Raw genomic sequence first — 20,505 nt, 5'->3', positions numbered from 1 at the left:
ATGAAAGATGAATTAATATATAAATTAGAAGATAGGCCTCCGTTTGTGCGTGCTGTTTTAGCTGCACTTGTTCATTTATTAGCTATGTTTGTAGCAGTAATAACTCCTTCATTATTAATAGGAAAAGAATTAGGACTTAGCCCTGAAAATGCTACTAGGATTATTTCTATGTCATTATTTGCTAGTGGGGTAGCTGGATTTATTCAAATGATGACTTTAAAGGTTGGAAAATTTCAAATTGGTTCAGGTTTATTAAGTGTTCAAGGAACAAGCTTTAATTTCGTTTCAGCAATCATTACAGGTGGTTTGGTGCTAAGAAATCAAAACCTAAGTGATGCAGAGATTTTAGCAGCAATTTTTGGAACTCTTATGTTATGTAGTATCACTGAAATGCTAGTATCAATCAGTTTAAAATATGTAAAAAGAATTATTTCAAATCTAGTTTGTGGCATTGTTGTAATGATAATAGGTCTTACTTTAATTAGTGCAGGACTTATTAGTGCAGGCGGTGGATTTGCTAGTATGAGCAAGGATATTCCTGCGAATTTACAATTTGCAAGTTTAGAAAACTTAGCTTTAAGTGGAGTAGTATTATTATCAATTGTAGTATTTAACTCTTTTAAAAAGCCTATTTTTAGGGTTGGAGCTTTATTTTTCTCAATTATTATTGGTTTAATACTTGCTACATTTTTAGGTAGATTTGATTTAAGTAATGTGCATTCGGCTAATTTATTTATAGTTCCTGAACCATTATTTTATGGTCTTAGCATAGAAACTAGCCTAATTTTGCCATTTGCGATAATATTTTTAGTTACTTCACTAGAAACCATTGGCGATATTAGTGCTACAAGTGAGCTAAGTCATCAGCCAATGAAAGGCGAAATATACGAAAGAAGATTAAGGGGTGGGGTATTTGCTAATGGGTTTAACTCTTTAGTATCAGCATTTTTTAATACCTTTCCAAATTCTTGTTTTGGTCAAAACAACGCAGTAATTGCACTAAGCGGGGTTGCAAGTCGTTATGTTGGATATATTGTTTGTATTATGCTTATGATTTGCGGGATTTTTCCTATTGTTGCGGAGTTTGCTTTAAGAATACCTGAACCTGTAATTGGTGGTGCTATTTTAGTAATGTTTGGAACAATTGCTGCAACTGGAATTAAAATAATTTCAAGAGAAGAATTAAATAAGCGTTCTGTTATGATACTTTCAATTTCACTTGCTCTAGGTTTAGGAGTAAGCACTCAACCACTTATTTTAGAGCATTTACCTGATGTGTTTAAAAATCTATTTGGCTCAGCAGTTGCAACTGCAGGATTTAGTGCTATATTGCTTGAGATTTTATTACCTAAGGATAATAAATGAGAAAACTACTAATATTATTAATTCCTAGCTTTATTTTTGCTAGGATTTTAATTCAAGGTGCAATGCCTATTGAGATTGATACTTTAGTAAATGCTATGAGTGATAAAAAGGTAGTTAAAATCGGTAGTTATATATTTTATGAAGGCAAAATTAAAGGAAGAGATATTGTAGTATCAAGGACTTTAATAGGTCTTGTAAATGCTTCAGCAGCTACAACTTTAGGCATAACTTATTTTAAGCCTGATATTATTATAAATCAAGGCACAGCAGGTGCTATTGTAGAAGGTCTTAAATTAGGAGATATAGTTGTAGGAGATAGAATTTATAATGCAAATTCTTATAAAACTCCTAAGAGTTTATACACTATCAATCCTTTAGCAAAAGAGCCAATGATAGCTCCACTAACTTTGTTAGATACAAATAATGAAGATTTAAAAAATGAGTATTTTACAAGTGATGAAACTTTAGTAAATAAATTTATAAGCCTAGCTCCTAAAGGGGTTTTAAAGGTAAATATAGCTAGTGCTGATGCGTTTAATAAAGAAATCTTAATGCTTCATCTTTGGAATAAAACCTATAATGCAAGTGTTGAAGAGATGGAAAGTGTAGCTGCTGCTCAAGTTGCTAAAGCTTTTAATGTGCCGTTTTTAGCTATTAGAATTGTATCTGATAATTTGATTGAAGATATTGATTATACTCCTAGTATTGCTACTAAATTACAAGAATTATTAATAAAGATTATTGATAAGTTTTGATATTTAATTTTTATCCTAGCAAAAACTAGGATAAAAATCTTTTTATATTTTAAAATATTTTATATGTTGTGTTAAGGTATTTGCAATTTCTTTTAAGCTATTTGCTGCGTGTGTGTTTTCTTGCATAGATTTATTGGTATTTTCAGAGCTTTTTGTGATACTTATCATATCGTTATTTAGGCTTTGAAGTTTTTCTACTTGTGCGTTAGCAGCATTACTTACTTCATTAGCTTTTAATAATGAATCATTTGCTTGATGGCTGATTTGCTCTAAAATCAAATTAGCTTCATTAGCTAGTCTCATTCCGCTTTCTACTTGTGGAACTGCTGTTTGAATAGCATCAACCGTTGCTTGAGTTTCGCTTTGTATTATTGAAATCATATTTGATATTTCATTTGTTGCTGTGTCAGTTTTTTCTGCTAATTTTCTAATCTCATCAGCTACAACTGCAAATCCACGCCCATGCTCTCCTGCACGAGCTGCTTCAATTGCAGCATTTAATGCAAGAAGATTTGTTTGCTCTGTGATTTCTTTAATCAATTCTGCACTATTGCTAATTTCGGTTGAGTGTTTATCTAGCATTTTGATTTGCTCTGAAGAATAATGCACGGTTTCTGTGATTTTTTCTATTTCTTTAATTGTAGTTCTCATAGAATTAATTCCATTATTTGATAATTCAACCGTTTTTTGAGAATTTTCTTTCGTTTGATTTGCTATATTTAATACATCTTGCATAGCTATTCTAGCATTGTTTATATTTTCTAAAGATTCTCTTGATTTGTTTTGTTGTTCGTTTGATAATTTGCTAGCATTATTTGAAGCATTTGTTACTTCTTTTGCACTATTTTCTAATTCTTTTGAAGAATGAATTACTTCTCCTACAATATCTTTTAATTTATTTTCCATTTCTTTTAAAGCATATAGCATACTATCTTTATACTTAGTATCAATTTTAGTATCTAAATTCCCGTGTGATATGCTAATTACTGCTTTAACTGCGTCTTTTACTTCTCCACCAAGTGAACTAATAATTAATCTTGTTATATAAAGTGCTAAGAAAATCGCTACTAAAAATGCAACTATGCTAATTGCTATACTACTACTTAAAAAGCTGCTAATTGTTCCTCTTGCTTGTTTTGTTAATGCTTGATTTTTTGCTTCTTGATAATCAATAAATTCATTAATAACATTTAGCCAAGTAACAAAACTATCTCTTGCTTGAGATAATAATATTTCGTGAGCTTTATTTGTATCATTATTGTTTTTATATTGAATTATTTCTTTTATTAAAGGAAGAGTTTTTGCTTCTACGCCTTTAATTTTTTCTAAAATCAATCTATCTTTATCATCTACCAAATTAGCATTTGCAAATATTTTTGCCATATTATTAGCTGCTACATTGTAATTGTTTTCTAATTTATCAATTAAAGATATAGCATTATTTATCTCGTTTTTATCACTTAATAAAACAACATCTCTAATAGCTATTGCTCTATCATGCACACTACCTCTAAAATCAACTGCATACCTTTGTTTTACAGCATTTACATCGCTAATTTCGTTTAAATCATTATTTACGCTATTAATTTTAATATATCCGCTAAAAAATATGATTAAAATAAATGCAAGAATACTAGCAAAACCAATGAATAATTGGGCTTTTAAAGAAAGATTTTTCCCTAACATTTTATTTCCTTTTAAATTAAATTTATTTTATTATAATAAAAATTATTAATTAGCAAAATAAAAATTAGAAAAATTATAATGATAATTTAATATATGAATTAATTAAGTTTAATTTAAGCATACAAACTAGGAATTTTAGTTGAAATTCAATCTTGTGATGATTTTTATATTTTAAAATTAAAAGAATTTAAATTAGGAATTAATATGAAAGCTAGTATTATAACAGCACTTAATATGGATTTAAAATCAAAAATCAGTTCAACAACTCATATTTTATCAAGTATAAATATCGTAATTTTGTGTCTTTTGTCTTTTTTCGTTTTAAAATGCACTGGGGTTTTTGTCCGTTTTATCTTAGCTAAATACACTATTTTTACATTTAATAATGACCCGTTTTTTAATCTTGCTAGTGATGTTTATTCTTGTTTGTATTTATATTTATCCTTTGTGATTAATTTATTTTTAACAATAACTAATATTCAGAGATTAAATGCGGTTATTACTAATAAATATTTAAGGTTTTTTGTGATTTTTGGATTTATTATTTTTAATATTTGTAGTTTTATTTTATTCTTTATTTTAACTTTTGTTTTAAACATAATTTTTATGCTAATTTTATCGTGCTTTAAAGATAAAAATATAAGTGAAATACAAGCTTCAAGCTCATTTGCAAATGCATTTATGCTTAATTTTGATACTAAAATCAAGCCTAGATTTTTCATATTTTTTAATTTTTTTGCAATCTTGCTAATTTTGATAACATTGATTGAGAAGAAATATGGTTTTGCTATTTTCATACTAGCTTCACATTTATTCGTAGTTTTTACTCCGTTTTTATATTGTGAGATTTTTTATATTTTTAATGATTTTTCTAAGCTAAATAAGAGATTTTTTAGATTTGTTTTTGTTATTTCAATTCTTTCTTATTATATTAGTTTTATTACCCTTGATAGGATTGGATTATTTTATGATATTGTTAATGCAATAGCTGTTTTTAGCTTTTTGTTTTTATATTTTATAGCTTGTATTTATGTGATTATTGCTCTTTATTGTAAGAAATATAATTACTAGCTTGGAATTTAAATTAAAAAAATTATTTAATAGAATATGTATTTTCCTAATTTATAGCTAAATTAGGAAAATTTATTAATTAGATAGTATCTCCGTTAAAGATTGAGTTTTTAACCACTACATAATCAACTTTTCTAATATCACGAAGTTCTTTTCCACCTGCATAAGAAATTGAGCTTTGCAAATCTTCTCTCATTTCATTTAAGGTATCAAAAATATTTCCCCTAAATGGAACATACATTTTTTTACCTTCTACATTTTTACGCTCACCTTTTTGAAATTCACTTGCTGAGCCATAATATTCTTTCATTTTTTTACCATCAATTTCTATGGTTTTTCCAGGACTTTGCTCGTGTCCGCTAAATAATGAGCCTATCATTACAAAAGTAGCTCCAAAACGAATTGATTTTGCTATATCTCCGTGATTTCTAATACCACCATCTGCAATTATTGGCTTTTTAGCACTTTTAGCACACCAGCGAAGTGCTGCAAGCTGCCAACCACCAGTTCCAAAACCGGTTTTAAGCTTAGTAATACATACCTTACCAGGTCCAATACCAACCTTAGTTGCATCAGCTCCAGCATTTTCTAAATCCCTAACAGCTTCAGGAGTTCCGACATTTCCTGCTATTACAAAGCTAGTTTTTAATGTGCTTTTAATGTATTTAATCATCTTAATTACATTGTCACTATGTCCGTGAGCAATATCAATTGTAATATATTCAGGATATAGCTCATTTGCTTTTAATTCATCAATAAATTCGTATTCTTTTTGAGTAATGCCAACAGAAATTGACGCAAAAAGCCCTAATTCTTGCATTTTTTTTACAAAGTCTAATCTTTTTTCAGGCTCAAATCTATGCATAATGTAAAAATAATCACTTCTAGCAAATGAAATCGCTAATTCTTCATCAATGATTGTTTGCATATTTGCAGGAACTACAGGTAGTTTAAAAGTTCTATTACCAAGCCTTACGCTAGTATCGCATTCGCTTCTTGAATTGATTATACATTTTGCAGGGATTAATTGCACGTCTTCATAATCAAATACTAATAAATTATTTAACATCTCATCTCCTTAAATTAAAGAACTGATTTTATCTTATAAACAATTAATAAAAACTTGATTTTAAAAGTAAAAATACTTTACGGAATTTAAATCCGGATTTTCACCGGAATTATTTTTTAGCTATCGCTTCTATTTCTATTCTTGATGCTTTTGGTAATGCTGCTACTGCAAATGCACTTCTAGCAGGGAAAGGCTCTTTAAAAAACTCAGCATAAGCTTCATTAACAGCTGCAAAATCATTTATATCAGCTAATAAAACCATTGTTTTTATAACATTATTCATATCTAAACCTTGCTCGTTTAAGATAGCTTTTATATTTCTTAAACTTTGTCTTGTAAGCTCTTTAATATCGCCTTTTACAAACTCTCCTGTACTAGGGTCAATTGGTAGCTGACCACTAACAAATACTAAATCATCTGATTTACCACACACACTATAAGGTCCAATAGCCTTTGGATAATTCATTTTTTCTCCTTTTTTGAAAAATTTTGCAAAAATATTAGCAAAAAAATATTAATTGATAAAAAATAATAAAAAATATTACTTTTTTACTAAAATTTTCTTAAATTTATCTAATTTTAAGAAAATTTTATTAAATTTACTTCAAAATAATAATTTTATTTTTAAAGGAGAGTTGAGATGTTTAGCATTTTGTTTTCACTAGTAGCAATTGCTATATTAGTTTTTATGCTTGCAAAAAAGATAAATGCTCATATGGCGTTGTTGCTTAGTGGTTTGTTTTTATTATTAGTTGCGACTATGCACGATAGTAATGCTATTTTTACTAGCAAAGTCTTAGACGCTAAAGGGGATTTAAATTTTTGGTTTTTTAATCTTTTTGAAGTTTTTAATAAAAACCTTTCTTCTACACTTAGTGGTCTTGGGCTTACTCTTATGTGTATAGCAGGTTTTAGTGCGTATATGGAGCATGTTGGGGCTAGTTATGCTTTATTTAAGGTTTTTGAAAAGCCACTTAGTATGGTAAAATCTCCTTATATGCTTTTAATAGTTTCTTATTTTGTTACACAATTTTTGGTAATTTTTATACCATCTCACGCTGGACTTGGACTTTTACTTATGGTTACTATGTATCCTATTTTGGTTAGGACTGGTGTTTCAAAATTATCAGCATTAACAGTTATTGGGACTTGTCAATATATTGACCATGGCCCTGGAAGTGGTAATGTTATATTAGCTGCTAAAACAGCAGGAGTTGATCCAGCTACTTATTTTGTTCAGTATCAATTACCAACTACTATACCTATTATATTAGCTGTTGCGATTGCTATTTATTTTACATCTAAATATTTTGATAAAAAAGATAATTTTGTGTTTAATAAAGATGAAATTGAAAAAGAACTTAGTGAAAATGGTGAAAATAAAACAAAATATCCGCCAAAAATTTATGCGATATTGCCAATAATTCCACTAATTTTAATATTAGGATTTTCAAAAGTTGTTGGAAGTAGCATAAAAATGAATGTTCCTGTAGCTATGATGATTTCTACATTTGCAGCAATTATTTTTGAAATGATTAGATATAAAAGCGTAATTGAAACTTTAAATTCTATTATGGTATTTTTTAAAGGTATGGGACATTTATTTGTAATAACCGTAAGCCTTATTGTATGCGGTCAAGTATTTGCTGCTGGGCTTTTATCAATAGGTTTTGTGGATACTTTAATTAATTTTGCAAAAGACGCTGGATTTGGTGTATTAGCAATAATTATATTTGTATCAATTTTACTTTCTTTATCAGCATTTTTGATGGGTTCAGGAAATGCAGCATTTTTTAGTTTTGCACCATTAATTCCAAATATTGCAAAATCTTTTAATGTTGAAACAATTATGATGATAGCACCTATTCAAATAATGACAGGATTTGGAAGGTGCGTAAGTCCAATTGCACCTGCTATTTTAGCAGTAGCAGGAATTGCTAAAGTTAGCCCATTTGCGGTTGTAAAAAGAACAGCAATACCTATGATAGTAGCTGGTATTGTAAATATTATTTGCACTTGTATTTATATTTAAAAAAAGGAGAGAATATGAAAACTAAAACAAAATTAATTCATTTAGGTCGTGGTCAGGATTTACCTGTAAAAGCAGTAAATCCTAGTGTTATGAGAGCTTCAACTATATTATTTAAAGACCATAAAACTTGGCAAGAATATCGTGAGCTTAGAAAAACGCAAAGAGTTTTAAGTTATGGTGCAAGGGGAACTGAAACTACTTTTGAACTTGAAAAACTATTATGTGAGCTAGAAGGTGGATTTAGAGCTTCGCTTTATCCAACAGGACTTGCAGCACTTGCTATGGTTTTATTAAATTATGCAAGTAAGGATGCACATTTTTTAATAACTGATGGAATTTATGGACCTGTTAGAACTATATGTGATTTGTTTTTAAATAAAGTTGGAGTAGAAGTTGAGTTTTTAAAAGCAGATGCTAGTGATGTTGAAAGTAAAATAAAGCCAAATACAAAACTCATTTTATGTGAAAGCCCTGGTTCTATTATGTATGAAATAATTGATGTTCCTAAATTATGCGAAATAGCACACAAACACAATATACCTGTAGCAATTGATAGCACATATTCAAGTGCATATTTATCAAATCCTATAAAACTTGGGGTTGATATTTGCGTAATTGCAGCTACAAAATACCTTAGCGGACATTCTGATGTTGTTATGGGTTGTGTGATTGTTAATGAAAAAGAATACAAAAATTTTAATGAATTACCAGAAGCTTTAGGTTTAACTACAAGTCCTGATGATTGTTATTTAGTTCTTAGGGGTATGAGAACTCTTGGAATTAGACTTAAAAATCACGAAGAAAATGCAGATAAGGTTGTTGAGTTTTTACAAACAAGAAAAGAAATTAAAAATATTTTTTATCCAAAATTACCAACCCATCCAAACAATGAAATATTTAAAAGAGATTTCATAGGAACTAATGGTATGGTAACTATAGAATTTAATTCAGGAATTAGCAAAGAACAAGCTATTAAATTCGTAGATGATTTAGAATATTTTTCAATAGGTGCTAGTTGGGGTGGATATGAAAGTCTTGCAACGGTTACTATGCCACCAAGAACTGCTACTAAAGTTGATAGTAATAGGGTTTTTGTGAGATTTCATATAGGTTTAGAAGACGCTAGTGATTTAATAGCTGATTTAGAACAAGCATTTAACAAAATTAAATAAAAGGAGAAATTATGACAGGTATTAGTGTATTTGATATGAGATTATTAGGTGATTCTTGGAGCACAAAAGCTATGCGTGATATTTTTTGTGAAGAAAATAGAATTCAAAAATGGCTTGATGTTGAAGCTGCACTTGCAAAAGCTCAAGCAAAGCTTGGCATTATCCCAGAAGCTGCAGCTACAGAAATAGCTAAAAAATCATTTTATAAATATATGGATATGGATTTTATATTTAATGAATATAAAAAGACAAAACATCCATTAGTTCCAACCGTTAGGGGCTTAGAAAAAGCTTGCGAGAATGGATATGGAGAATTTGTTCATTTTGGGGTAACTACTCAAGATATTATGGATACTGGGTTTGTTTTACAATTTAAAGAAGCTTTAAAGCTTATAAAAGATGATTTAAAAATCATAGCAAAATCTTTAAAAAAACTAGCAGTAGAGCATAAAAATACAGCTATGATGGGAAGAACTTTAGCGCTTCAAGCTCTTCCTATTACTTTTGGACATAAAGTTGCTATTTGGCTTGATGAGCTTAATAGACATTATGAAAGAATACTTGAATGCGAAGAAAGACTTTATGTAGGTCTTATAGTTGGTGCGGTTGGCACTAAAGCTAGTTTAAGTGATAAACATAATGAAGTTGAAAAACTAACAATAAAGAGTTTAGGATTAAAAGTTCCTTATATTTCTTGGCAACCAGCAAGAGATAGATTTATTGAGCTTGGATATGTATTAGCTAATATAAATGCTACATTTAATAAAATAGCTCATCAGATTTTGATTTTATCTCATAATGAAGTAAATGAAGTGGCTGAACCATTTGGCAAAGGTCAAGTAGGAAGCTCTACAATGCCACATAAAAGAAATCCAGCAATAAGCGAAAATGCTGTAACAGTTAGCAATACTTTAAAAGCAAATATTGCAATTTTAAGCGATATTGAAAGACACGAGCACGAAAGAGATGGACAAGTATGGAAAATGGAATGGAAATTACTTCCTGAAATCTTTTTAATGCTTTCTTGTGTTCTTGATAATATGAAAACAGCTTTAGGCGGATTAGAAGTTAAAAAAGATTCAATGTTAAATAACCTTAATACTTTAAAAGGTTTTGTTTTAGCCGAAAGGGTTATGTTTGCATTAAGTGAGCATTTTGGAAAACAACACGCTCATGAGATTGTATATGAAAATGCTATGATTGGAATTGAAAATAATAAAACATTTAAAGAAGTTTTATTAGCAGATAGTAGAGTAAGAGAAGTTTTAGATGAAAAATCAATAGATGCTTTACTTGATGCTACTACTTATGTTGGATATGCACCAAAATTAGTTGATGAGTTTTTAGAAAAAATTAAAAACGCAGAGATTTTAAAGGATTAATTATGCTTTATAGTGAAAAATTAGCTGAATTTGTAGTAAATAAAAGTTATGAAGATATACCAGCTGATGTAAAAACTAGAGCAAAAGAATTGATGTTAGATACCATTGGAGTTGCTCTTGCGGGTAGCAAAAATGATGCTATTTTAAAAACCATTAAGGCATTTAAAGAAGAGAATGCTAATACAAGCATTTGGGGTAGTGAATTTAAGGCTACCCCACTTAATGCTGCTATGATAAATGCTATGAGTTCTCATATACTTGATTTTGATGATACTTTAACAGAAGCTATACTTCACGCAAGTGCTATTTTAACCCCGCTTTGTCTTAGTTATGGATTTTCTAAAACAAACGATGGTAAAAAAATATTAAAAGCTTTTATTATGGGTTGGGAAGTTGCAGGAAGAATTGGGGTTGCTAGTAATGGAACATTTCATAAAAATGGTTTTCATACAAGTGCTATTGCTGGAGTTTTTGGAGCAAGTGCTGCAGCTTGTGTTATCAATGATTTAAGTGTTTCGCAAACAATCAATGCTTTAGGTTTTGCTGCTAGTTTTGCAGGTGGGATAAATGAGTTTTTAAGTAATGGAAGTAATTCTAAAATACTTCATATAGCAAGTGCGGTTTTAAATGGAATTAGAGCTTGTGAATATGCAAAAGCTGGTCTTTTTGCTCCTGTTAGTATTTTTGAAGGTCGTGATAATATCTTTAGAGCATTTGGTATAGAAGATGAATGCGATAAGACAAGGCTTGATAAAAATTTAGGAAAAGATTATATGGTAAAAGAAGTATCAATTAAGCCATATCCAAGTTGTCATTTCGCACACGGGCTTATTGATTGTGCTAAAGAACTTAAAAATGATGGTTTAAAGCCTGATGATATAAAGGAGATTTTATGCTATGTAGATAGCGTTCCTATTTCTTTTATATGCGACCCTATAGATAAAAAACACAATCCAAAAACAGATTATGAAGCAAAATTTTCATTTGCGTATTTAATAAGTTATATGTTTATAGATGGTAAAGTGAATTTAAATTCTTATAATGAATTAAATCGTGAAGAGATTGTTAATTTTGCTAAAAAAATTAAATATGAAAAATATATTTCAGGTGGATTTCCAAAGTATTTTTGTGGTAAATTTAAAGCAACGCTTAATAATGGAAGCACTATTATTAAAGAAGTAAAAATTAATAAAGGTAATCCAGATAATGCTTTAAGTTTAGATGAATTACTTGAGAAATTTAATGCAAATGTAAATGATAAAAATCTTTCAGAAAAAATTAAAAAACAAGTCTTAGATTTAGAAAACATAAAAAGTTTTGAATAAATTAAAATTTATCGTTTTTAGATTATAATAATTTAAAAACGATAAAGGTTAAATATGTTTGTTAATAGAGAAAAACATTTAAAAACTTTAAACGATGAATTTAATAAAATTGGTTTTACTTTCACTATTCTTTATGGTAGGCGTAGGGTTGGAAAAACTAGACTTATTAAAGAATATATAAAAGATAAAAAAGCTTTTTATTTTTTATCAAGCCTTGAAAATATTAACATTACAATTAATAGAATGAAAGATGAATTAGCTAATTTTTATAATGATGATTTATTAAAACAAATTCAAATAAATGATATTAAAACTTTATTTTTATATGTAGCAAATAAAATAGATGAAAAAATAGTAATAGTAATTGATGAGTTTCAATATCTTGCAAAGCTTGATAATTCTATTCCATCGCAATTTCAGTATATTTGTGATGAGATATTTAAGAATAAAAATATTCATTTGATTTTATGTGGCTCAATTATTTCTATGATGTATGAATATACATTATCATACAATTCTCCTTTATATGGTAGAAGAACTAGTGCTATTAAGCTTGAAGCACTTGAGTTTAAGTATTTAAAAGATTTTTTTCCTAATAAAACTAAAAATGAGCTTATAGAAATATATAGCGTTTTTTATAGTATCCCAAAATATCTTGAGCTTATAAATGATAAAGGGGATATTTATGAAAATATTAAAGCAAATATTTTAAATCCAAATTCATATTTATATAATGAAGCTAGTTTTGTATTGCAAAATGAAATCAATGAACCTATAACTTATTTTTCAATTTTAAAAATTATTGCTAGTGGAGAACACAAGATTGGAAATATTGCTAGTAAATTAGGTAAAAGTCCAAATAATATAACATCTTTTATAGATAAATTAATTGAGCTTGATATTATTTATAAAATTATTCCTATAACCGAACAAAATCCAGAAAAATCAAAAAAAAGTTTATATTTTATAAAAGATAATTTTTTAAGATTTTATTTTGCATATATATTTCCTTATAAATCTCAACTTGAACTTGATAATACAGATTATGTAATTAATATAATTAAGACAAGTTTTATGGAATTTATAAGTAGGGTGTATGAAGATTTAGCGATTAATTATCTTTTAAATACGCATAAAGACCTTTTAAAATGTGGTAGATGGTGGGATAAAAATACAGAAATTGATGCGGTTGGGGTCGCTAAAGATTATTTAATAGTTGCTGAATGTAAATATAAAAATAAAGCAGTAGGAACTAATGTTTTAGAAGATTTAAAAGCAAAAGCTACTAAAATAGATAGTAATTTACCTATTAAAAAATATATTTTATTTAGCAAAAGCGGTTTTACAAATGATTTAAAAGCACTTGCTAGTGATGAAATACAATTAATTGAATTATTATAAATTTCGTATGTTTAAGGCATACGAAATTTAGTTTATAGGCTATATAAATTAGGCTTTCTTTGAGATATACAAGGCAAGGTTTTTCTAACTTCATCAATTTTATTAAAATCAATTTCAAATATTTGAATACCTTCATCAACACCAAATTTTATTTCTTCAAGTCCAAGTGGATTTATTAGGCACGAGCGACCTGTGTAGATATTACTTGTTTGATTACTAGCACATAAATATATTGTGTTTTCTAAAGCTCTTGTTTTAGTAAGTAGCATAAAATGTTCATCTTTATATTTGCCATCTACCCAAGCAGTAGGAACTAATACAAGCCTTGCACCATCAAGTGCTAAAGTTCTAGCAATTTCAGGGAAACGAAGTTCATAACACACCATTATCCCCATTTTACCCCATTTTGTATCAAAGGCTTTTATTTTTTCATTACTTGCATTTATATCTTTACTTTCATCATAGCTAAAAGCATCGTAAAGGTGAGTTTTTGAATATTTATGGATTATTTTGCCACAATCAGCAAAAATTACACTATTTTTAGTTTTTTCATTATCTTTTTCATAAAAGCCAAAAACAACTGCGATATTTAACTCTTTACTTTTATTAATAATGCTTGTTACAAATTCTTCATCAATATTTTGAGCAATGGTATTAAAATTAATCCCTTCATTACTAGGCACAAAAGCCTGTGAAGTTTCTGGAAACACCACAAGCTCAGCACCAAAAGATTTTGCCTTTTGCATAAAATCAATAATTTTTTCAAGGTTAATTTTATAATTTCTATCGGTTTTTATTTGAGCTAAAGCAATTTTTAATTTATTCATCATAAACCCTCAAAATATTTATTTGCACCTAAAATTTCGCTAAGTGGAATGCCTTTATCTATTTTTGCTTTTGTTTCAATTTCTCCTATTTGAACATTTATTGCTCTTTTGCCAAGTTCTTCAACATTATCAATATCTGGATTTAAAACTAGTATTCCATCATCATCAGCTACTATCAAATCTCCTGGATTTATAACAACATTATCAATAGCAATAGGAACATTAATTGAGCCTTCAATTCCTTTAATTCTAGTTGTTAAAGCACTAACATTTCTATACCAAACATTAACGCCAAGATTTTTAATAGCATTCAAATCAGTTACACAACCATCAATGATTACTCCACCAACTTTTTTGTGTCTTGCCATATAGCAAACTAATTCTCCAAAAGGTGCTCTTTCATAATCTTTATTAGTATCAATTACTACAATATCACCTTCATTTACAATATCAAATACTTTATGAACAGCAGTAGAATCAAGGTGTGGTATTCTAACGGTTATAGCAGTTCCTACTAATTTTTTTCCACTATGAAGTGGCTTTAAATTTCTAATAAAACCACAATCTTGCATATGTCCTATAGTTGAAGGGCAAACCTCTTTATAAAGATTAAGAATTTCATCTGAAACTTTACTAACTCTTTTGTTTAAAATAAACATTTTTTCTCCTTTTATTAAAATTAATTACTTTCTAAAGCATTGTCAGGTTTGACAAATAAATAAGCTATCATAGCAAGTGTTACAGGAATTATATTAAATAATATAGCTATATTCCATCCATATTTTTGTGCCATCCAGCCAACTAAAATAGGCGAGAACGCTGAACCTACATTTCCCCATAAATTCATCCAAGAGCTAACCGCTGCTGCTTGACTTCTACCTTTATCAGCTGCAACAGCCCAAGATACAACAACAGGAAGTCCTAAAAATCCAAAACCAAGACTTAAAAATAAAATACTAAGCATTGTATTTTCAACATATACAACTAAAAATAAGCATATATCAAATATTAAAAATCCAGCAACTGCTAAATAAGTTCTAGCTTTTTTAAAACTATTTGTAATTTTTAAAATCTTATCGCTTAATCCACCACCAAGTGCAACAAATATACAAATAGCAAGCCAAGGAGCTCCAGCGTAAAATCCCATAGCTTTTAAATCAAGCCCTTTAGCTTCTAGTAAGAATGTAGGAAGCCAAGTCATAAACATACCTGTCATATAAACACAAAAAAAGTATGCAATTCCAAGTGCATAAAATTCTTTATTTTTTAAGAATGCTTTCCAAGGAGTTTTTTTAATACTATCTACAAATCTTTCACTTTGAATATATAAAAGTTCGTCTTTACTAATAAATTTATTATCTTCAGGTCTTGATGAACTTATAAAATAATAAATCAAGGCGATTAAAATTCCAATCGCACCAAATACATAAAATACACTATGCCAACCATAATTATTGACAAGCCAAACAGATATAAATGGAGCAATTACTGGCCCAAAGTATGAACCTGCTAGTAAAAATGAAGCTGCTCTTGCTTTTTCTTTTTTACCAAACCAGTTATTATTAAATGCTGCATTGCTAGGATATATAGGAGCTTCTCCTAAACCAAATAAAAATCTAACTACTAAAAGTAGCATAAATGTTCCTGCAAGTGGCGTTAAAATAGTAAAAATTGACCATAAAATTAATGCAAAAATAGTCATAAATTTATTGCCAAATTTTTGAATTAAAATACCACTTGGAATTTGAGCTGCGGCATAAGCTATAAAAAATGCAGAATTTAATAAACCAAATTGAGTTTTATCTATATTAAATTCTTGCATCATAAAACTAGCAACGACAGAAATATTTGCCCTATCCATATAAGCGATTAAGCCTATTAGGAAAAATACAAAGGCTATAAGCCACCTAAATCTCATAATTTCTCCTTTTTTTAAAATTAACTTATTTTCATTATATAAAAATAATAAAATTTTATTATTATTTTTTCTAAAATTAATAAAAATTTGTTACTTTTTGTAATATTTTATGAAAAAGTAAGAAAAATTAAGAAAATTTATTAAAAAAAATCAAAAAAATTATTATTTTAAGAAAATTTTAAAGATGGGGGGGGGTATAATCAAATGATGATTTTTAAATAAAGGAGAAAAGATGAGCAATTTTGCTTTAATTTCGGTCTTAATAGCTTCTATTGCTTTAGTTGTGTTTTGTATTACAAAACTTAAAATCCACGCTTTTTTATCATTAAGCTTAGCAAGTATTTTTGTCGCACTTATAACTGGTGTTGATTTAACAAAAATCGGCTCTATTATTGAAAATGGAGTAGGTGGGACGCTAGGATTTTTAGCTGTTATTATTGGTTGTGGAAGTATCTTAGGAAAAATGCTAGAAGTTAGTGGTGGAGCGCAAAAAATAGCCCTATCATTACTAAATCTACTTGGTAAAAAAAGAGCTGATATTGTTATGATGTTGGTTGGATTTATTGCTGGTATTCCTGTATTTGTTGAGGTTGGATTTGTCTTATTAGTGCCTTTAGTTTTAGTTGTAGCTAAAGAAATAGGTGTTAGCAGAATAAAAATAGGCATAGCATTAGCAACTTCGCTAATGGCAGTTCATTGTATGGTGCCACCACACCCAGCAGCTACTAGCATAGTAGCTACTTTAGGTGCTGATATAGGTCAAGTAATTTGGATGAGTATAGTTGTGGGTATGATATGTGCTTTTATAGGTGGGGTTTTGTTTTTGAAATTCTTTGATTTTTCAAAAGATAATGAGATGAGTGTTTTTGATAATACAAGTTCTACTTACAACTCTATGCCAAGCACAGCAATTACTTATTTTACAATACTTTTACCTTTAGTTTTAATGTTGCTTAAGACTTTAGTATTTAAAGATAATGCAGTATTTGCATTCATTGGAAATCCTATTATCGCACTATTAATAAGTGTTTTTGTAGCATACTATACTTTAGGCTTAAAGCAAGGCTATTCTATGCAAAATTTAATGGAATTTAGTTCTAATTCATTTACGCAAATTGCTTCAATTTTATTAATTATAGGAGCAGGTGGAGCTTTTAATGAGATATTAATTGCTTCAGGCATTGGCGAAGCATTAAAGCAGACTTTAGGAAGTTTGAGTTTAAATCCTGTATTTTTAGCTTGGTTAATTGCTATTATTTTACATGCTAGTGTTGGAAGTGCAACGGTTGCTATGATTAGTGCAGCAGGAATTGTCTTGCAAATGGATAGTAATGTTAGTAAAGAAGTTTTATGCCTTGCAATAGGAAGTGGTGCTATAGGTTGTACTATCGTAACTGATAGCTTATTTTGGCTAGTAAAAGAAAGCTTAGGAATGAGTGTAAAAGCTATGTTTAAATATTTTACAAGTGCGACTTTAGTAGCAAGTATTTGTGGCTTAGTTTTAAGCTATGTTTTATCAATAATTTTATAAGGAGTAAAAATGTTAATTGAAAATCTAAAAGCAATGAAAGAAACAAGTTGGATTAATACAAATCTAAGCAATGATGTATTAAATGAATTAAACAAAGGTGCTATTAAGCTTGATAGAATTGATGATGCAAGGGCTAGACTTAATCGTTTTGCACCTTTACTTAAGATAATTTTCCCTGCTACAAATATTACTAATGGTATTATAGAAAGCCCATTAGCTTGTGTGAATAATTATAAAAAAGAGTTAGAAAAATTAAGTGGTGCTAGTATTCAAGGCGATGTTTATATAAAACTTGATTCGCATTTACCAATATCAGGCTCTATTAAGGCTCGTGGTGGAATATATGAAGTGTTAAAACACGCAGAAGATTTGCTAATAGAAAATAATATGCTAAGTATTCAAGATGATTATTCAAAACTTGCCGAGCCAAAATATAAAGAATTTTTAAGTAAATATAAAATAGCAGTTGGCTCAACAGGTAATCTTGGTCTTTCAATAGGAATTATGAGTGCAAAACTTGGCTTTAAAGTAGAAGTTCATATGAGTGATTGTGCTAAAGAATGGAAGAAAAAAATGCTAAGAGAGCACGGATGCAGCGTGATTACTTATGAAGATGATTATGGTGTCGCAGTAGAGCAAGGAAGAAAAAGTTCTGAAAATAATCCGTATTGTTATTTTATAGATGATGAAAACTCGCATAATTTATTTTTAGGATATAGCGTTGCTGCAAAGAGATTAAAAGGACAATTTCAAGCATTAGATATTAATATCAGCAAAGATAGACCGCTTTATGTTTATCTTCCTTGCGGTGTTGGTGGTGGTCCTGGTGGGGTTGCTTATGGTCTTAAGGCTGAGTTTGGCGATTGTGTAAAATGCTTTTTTGCTGAGCCAACGCATAGTCCTTGTATGATACTTGGACTTGCTACCGGAAAACATAATGAAATAAGTGTAGCTGATATTGGGCTTGATAATATTACGGCTGCTGATGGGCTTGCTGTTGGTCGTGCGAGTGGTCTTGTAGGTAAAGTGCTTGAGCGTGTAATTGATGGAAGCTTTACGGTGAGTGATGAGAATATGTATAGATATTTAAGCTTACTTGCATCTAGCGAAGGTATTAAACTTGAGCCTTCGGCTTTAGCTGGGGTTAAAGGCTTAATGATTTCTAATGAGCTTAAAACTGAACACAAAAACGCAATTCATCTAATATGGGCAACAGGTGGAAGTATGGTGCCAGACGCTGAAATGGCTGAATTTATTAAAACAGGAGATGAATTATTATAAAATAAGCCCTAAAATAGGGCTTATAATTACTTTACGCAACTATAATTTACAAAACATTTACCGAGGGCTTTATGAATCAACAAACAAGAACAGAATATATAAAATTAGTGCATTTTTTAGCACAAGCTTTAGGCAAGGATTATGAAATAGTTTTGCACGATATAAATGATGATGGAATGAGTATTGCAGAAATTGCTAATAATCACATAAGCGGAAGAAGTATTAATTCTCCTATTACAGGATTTGCACTTGAGCTTGTTAATAAAAAGATTTATGAAGAAAGAGATTTTTTAAGCAATTATAAAGCAAGTGCAGGTGGAAAAAATATAAGAGGTAGCACATTTTTTATCAAAGAAGGCAATAAATTAAGTGGAATGTTATGTATAAACTACGATAAAAGTAGAATGGAAAATATAGCAGCACAATTATTAGGTAGTGATATACCTGTAGAAGAAGCTGCTTATGAAGAAGTTTTGAGCCTTGATTTAAATGAGCTAATTCAAGAATTAACAGGGCTTAGCGTAAATGAGCTAAAAAATACTAATCTAAAACCAAAACAAAGACAAATAATAGTAGATAAAATCTATGAAAAAGGTATTTTTAATATAAAAGGCTCAATTACAGAAATAGCTAATCTTTTAAATCTTTCAGAATCAAGCATATATCGTTGTATAAACAAATCTAAACAAAAATTTTAATCAAGCATAAACGCTTGATTAAGTTAAATTCCATTAGTATTTAGTGCTAAAATCTCAATAGTAATTAATATTAAAGGTATTTTTATGAAAGTAATTTTTGGCCCAGTTAATTCAAGAAGATTTAAAAAATCTTTGGGTATAGATTTAAGTCCTAATGAGAAATGTTGTAATTTTGATTGTTTATATTGTGAGCTTGGAAAAGCTAAATTAAAATATGAAAATAAATCAAATTTAAGTGTTGAATATATAATAAATGAGCTAAAAGAAGCTTTGAAAATACATAAAGATTGCGATTATATAAGCATTAGTGCAAATGGCGAACCTACTTTATATCCATATTTAGATGAATTGATTATAAAAATAAATGAAGTTAAAAAGAATGCAAAATCATTAATTTTGAGTAATGCAAGCACAATCTTTGATAAAAATATTCAAAAGGCATTATTAAATCTTGATAGCGTTAAACTAAGTATTGATAGTGTAAATCCTAAAGTATTTCGCAAAATTGATAGGACGAATATAGATATAAATAAAATAGTTCAAGGTATAAAAGAATTTAGCCAAATTTATAAAGGTGAGTTGATTTTAGAATGCTTGGTTTTAGATGGTATTAATGATGATGAAAAGGATTTTATTGCTTTAAATGATATTTTAAAGGATATTAAAGCAGCTAGACTTGATTTAGGAACTATTGATAGACCGAGTGATTATAATGTAAAGGCTGCAAGTTTTGAGAAATTAAGCAAATTGGCTAGTTTAATAACTAATATAAAAGTTAATATTATGAGTAGAAATACTAATATAAATAAATATGATGATTTGCTTAAAACTATTAGTTTAAGACCATTAAGCTCACAAGAAATTGATGAAAAAGATATAAAAATGTTAGATGAATTAGTAGATAAAAATATAATAAAATGTGTGAAAATAAATGATATTAATTTTTATAAATTAAACAAATCAAATTCTAATTAATATAAAAGCTATTGTGA

At 28.7% G+C, this 20,505-nt stretch carries 18 protein-coding genes; 12 read left to right on the top strand and 6 right to left on the bottom strand.

The window, feature by feature from the left end:
• Window positions 1-1,365 (top strand): uracil-xanthine permease family protein, encoded by a 1,365-nt coding sequence (locus tag KJR01_RS06625; protein WP_214117884.1) that lies wholly within the window; start codon window positions 1-3, stop codon window positions 1,363-1,365.
• Window positions 1,362-2,120, top strand: coding sequence for a 5'-methylthioadenosine/S-adenosylhomocysteine nucleosidase (locus KJR01_RS06620; protein ID WP_214117883.1), 759 nt, complete (start codon window positions 1,362-1,364; stop codon window positions 2,118-2,120). Before KJR01_RS06625 ends, KJR01_RS06620 begins: the two co-directional genes overlap by 4 nt.
• Window positions 2,121-2,162: 42 nt before the next feature.
• Here the strand turns inward: KJR01_RS06620 and KJR01_RS06615 are convergent, their stop codons facing one another.
• Window positions 2,163-3,806 (bottom strand): methyl-accepting chemotaxis protein, encoded by a 1,644-nt coding sequence (locus KJR01_RS06615; protein ID WP_214117882.1) that lies wholly within the window; start codon window positions 3,804-3,806, stop codon window positions 2,163-2,165.
• Between the two features lie 204 nt (window positions 3,807-4,010).
• Here KJR01_RS06615 and KJR01_RS06610 point away from each other — a divergent pair, with 204 nt between their 5' ends.
• Window positions 4,011-4,877, top strand: a complete 867-nt coding sequence (locus tag KJR01_RS06610; protein WP_214117881.1) for a hypothetical protein — start codon at window positions 4,011-4,013, stop codon at window positions 4,875-4,877.
• A 79-nt stretch (window positions 4,878-4,956) separates the two neighbouring features.
• Here the strand turns inward: KJR01_RS06610 and KJR01_RS06605 are convergent, their stop codons facing one another.
• Both KJR01_RS06605 and KJR01_RS06600 read right to left on the bottom strand, forming a co-directional pair.
• On the bottom strand, window positions 4,957-5,946 hold the full coding sequence (locus KJR01_RS06605) for a GMP reductase (protein WP_214117880.1): 990 nt from the start codon (window positions 5,944-5,946) through the stop codon (window positions 4,957-4,959).
• A gap of 109 nt (window positions 5,947-6,055) precedes the next feature.
• A complete protein-coding gene (locus KJR01_RS06600; RefSeq protein ID WP_214117879.1) occupies window positions 6,056-6,412 on the bottom strand; it encodes a RidA family protein in 357 nt (118 codons plus the stop codon).
• A 174-nt stretch (window positions 6,413-6,586) separates the two neighbouring features.
• Here KJR01_RS06600 and dcuC point away from each other — a divergent pair, with 174 nt between their 5' ends.
• From dcuC to KJR01_RS06575, 5 genes are read left to right on the top strand one after another with little or no spacing between them, the layout of a single operon-like run.
• On the top strand, window positions 6,587-7,978 hold the full coding sequence (gene dcuC, locus KJR01_RS06595) for a C4-dicarboxylate transporter DcuC (protein WP_214117878.1): 1,392 nt from the start codon (window positions 6,587-6,589) through the stop codon (window positions 7,976-7,978).
• Window positions 7,979-7,992: 14 nt separating this feature from the next.
• Entirely contained in the window at window positions 7,993-9,150 is a 1,158-nt protein-coding gene (locus KJR01_RS06590) for a trans-sulfuration enzyme family protein (RefSeq protein ID WP_214117877.1), read from the top strand.
• An 11-nt stretch (window positions 9,151-9,161) separates the two neighbouring features.
• A complete protein-coding gene (purB, locus tag KJR01_RS06585; RefSeq protein ID WP_214117876.1) occupies window positions 9,162-10,532 on the top strand; it encodes an adenylosuccinate lyase in 1,371 nt (456 codons plus the stop codon).
• Between the two features lie 2 nt (window positions 10,533-10,534).
• Complete coding sequence (locus KJR01_RS06580) at window positions 10,535-11,857, top strand: MmgE/PrpD family protein (protein WP_214117875.1); 1,323 nt, start codon at window positions 10,535-10,537, stop codon at window positions 11,855-11,857.
• A 54-nt stretch (window positions 11,858-11,911) separates the two neighbouring features.
• Window positions 11,912-13,258, top strand: a complete 1,347-nt coding sequence (locus KJR01_RS06575; protein WP_214117874.1) for an ATP-binding protein — start codon at window positions 11,912-11,914, stop codon at window positions 13,256-13,258.
• Between the two features lie 32 nt (window positions 13,259-13,290).
• Here KJR01_RS06575 and KJR01_RS06570 read toward each other — a convergent pair whose 3' ends face one another.
• From KJR01_RS06570 to KJR01_RS06560, 3 genes are read right to left on the bottom strand one after another with little or no spacing between them, the layout of a single operon-like run.
• The gene (locus KJR01_RS06570; RefSeq protein ID WP_214117873.1) at window positions 13,291-14,085 is read right to left on the bottom strand and encodes a nitrilase-related carbon-nitrogen hydrolase; all 795 of its coding nucleotides are present in this window, start codon (window positions 14,083-14,085) and stop codon (window positions 13,291-13,293) included.
• The gene (locus KJR01_RS06565) at window positions 14,085-14,744 is read right to left on the bottom strand and encodes an RraA family protein (RefSeq protein ID WP_214117872.1); all 660 of its coding nucleotides are present in this window, start codon (window positions 14,742-14,744) and stop codon (window positions 14,085-14,087) included. Before KJR01_RS06565 ends, KJR01_RS06570 begins: the two co-directional genes overlap by 1 nt.
• 20 nt (window positions 14,745-14,764) lie before the next feature.
• The gene (locus tag KJR01_RS06560; RefSeq protein ID WP_214117871.1) at window positions 14,765-16,003 is read right to left on the bottom strand and encodes an MFS transporter; all 1,239 of its coding nucleotides are present in this window, start codon (window positions 16,001-16,003) and stop codon (window positions 14,765-14,767) included.
• 232 nt (window positions 16,004-16,235) lie between these two features.
• On the opposite strand from KJR01_RS06560, the gene KJR01_RS06555 reads away from it, so the two are divergent.
• The 4 genes from KJR01_RS06555 (at window position 16,236) to KJR01_RS06540 (ending at window position 20,488) form a co-directional block, all read left to right on the top strand.
• Entirely contained in the window at window positions 16,236-17,534 is a 1,299-nt protein-coding gene (locus tag KJR01_RS06555; protein ID WP_214117870.1) for a GntT/GntP/DsdX family permease, read from the top strand.
• Between the two features lie 9 nt (window positions 17,535-17,543).
• Window positions 17,544-18,815 carry a D-serine ammonia-lyase gene (gene dsdA / locus KJR01_RS06550; RefSeq protein WP_214117869.1) on the top strand — a complete coding sequence of 424 codons (1,272 nt, stop codon included), beginning with the start codon at window positions 17,544-17,546 and terminating at the stop codon, window positions 18,813-18,815.
• Between the two features lie 71 nt (window positions 18,816-18,886).
• Window positions 18,887-19,513 carry a helix-turn-helix transcriptional regulator gene (locus KJR01_RS06545; protein ID WP_214117868.1) on the top strand — a complete coding sequence of 209 codons (627 nt, stop codon included), beginning with the start codon at window positions 18,887-18,889 and terminating at the stop codon, window positions 19,511-19,513.
• 84 nt (window positions 19,514-19,597) lie between these two features.
• On the top strand, window positions 19,598-20,488 hold the full coding sequence (locus KJR01_RS06540; protein WP_214117867.1) for a radical SAM protein: 891 nt from the start codon (window positions 19,598-19,600) through the stop codon (window positions 20,486-20,488).
• Window positions 20,489-20,505 lie beyond the last annotated feature (17 nt).

The organism is Campylobacter sp. 2018MI10, from assembly GCF_018501175.1.
Classification (GTDB): domain Bacteria; phylum Campylobacterota; class Campylobacteria; order Campylobacterales; family Campylobacteraceae; genus Campylobacter_E.
Note: the sequence above shows the minus strand (reverse complement) of the source record. Positions and strands in the feature narration are given on the sequence as shown.

Coding starts and splice junctions, on each gene's coding strand:
- KJR01_RS06625 (WP_214117884.1), top strand. CDS start 1: ATGAAAGATGAATTAATATATAAATTAGAAGATAGGCCTCCGTTTGTG.
- KJR01_RS06620 (WP_214117883.1), top strand. CDS start 1,362: ATGAGAAAACTACTAATATTATTAATTCCTAGCTTTATTTTTGCTAGG.
- KJR01_RS06615 (WP_214117882.1), bottom strand. CDS start 3,806: ATGTTAGGGAAAAATCTTTCTTTAAAAGCCCAATTATTCATTGGTTTT.
- KJR01_RS06610 (WP_214117881.1), top strand. CDS start 4,011: ATGAAAGCTAGTATTATAACAGCACTTAATATGGATTTAAAATCAAAA.
- KJR01_RS06605 (WP_214117880.1), bottom strand. CDS start 5,946: ATGTTAAATAATTTATTAGTATTTGATTATGAAGACGTGCAATTAATC.
- KJR01_RS06600 (WP_214117879.1), bottom strand. CDS start 6,412: ATGAATTATCCAAAGGCTATTGGACCTTATAGTGTGTGTGGTAAATCA.
- dcuC (WP_214117878.1), top strand. CDS start 6,587: ATGTTTAGCATTTTGTTTTCACTAGTAGCAATTGCTATATTAGTTTTT.
- KJR01_RS06590 (WP_214117877.1), top strand. CDS start 7,993: ATGAAAACTAAAACAAAATTAATTCATTTAGGTCGTGGTCAGGATTTA.
- purB (WP_214117876.1), top strand. CDS start 9,162: ATGACAGGTATTAGTGTATTTGATATGAGATTATTAGGTGATTCTTGG.
- KJR01_RS06580 (WP_214117875.1), top strand. CDS start 10,535: ATGCTTTATAGTGAAAAATTAGCTGAATTTGTAGTAAATAAAAGTTAT.
- KJR01_RS06575 (WP_214117874.1), top strand. CDS start 11,912: ATGTTTGTTAATAGAGAAAAACATTTAAAAACTTTAAACGATGAATTT.
- KJR01_RS06570 (WP_214117873.1), bottom strand. CDS start 14,085: ATGAATAAATTAAAAATTGCTTTAGCTCAAATAAAAACCGATAGAAAT.
- KJR01_RS06565 (WP_214117872.1), bottom strand. CDS start 14,744: ATGTTTATTTTAAACAAAAGAGTTAGTAAAGTTTCAGATGAAATTCTT.
- KJR01_RS06560 (WP_214117871.1), bottom strand. CDS start 16,003: ATGAGATTTAGGTGGCTTATAGCCTTTGTATTTTTCCTAATAGGCTTA.
- KJR01_RS06555 (WP_214117870.1), top strand. CDS start 16,236: ATGAGCAATTTTGCTTTAATTTCGGTCTTAATAGCTTCTATTGCTTTA.
- dsdA (WP_214117869.1), top strand. CDS start 17,544: ATGTTAATTGAAAATCTAAAAGCAATGAAAGAAACAAGTTGGATTAAT.
- KJR01_RS06545 (WP_214117868.1), top strand. CDS start 18,887: ATGAATCAACAAACAAGAACAGAATATATAAAATTAGTGCATTTTTTA.
- KJR01_RS06540 (WP_214117867.1), top strand. CDS start 19,598: ATGAAAGTAATTTTTGGCCCAGTTAATTCAAGAAGATTTAAAAAATCT.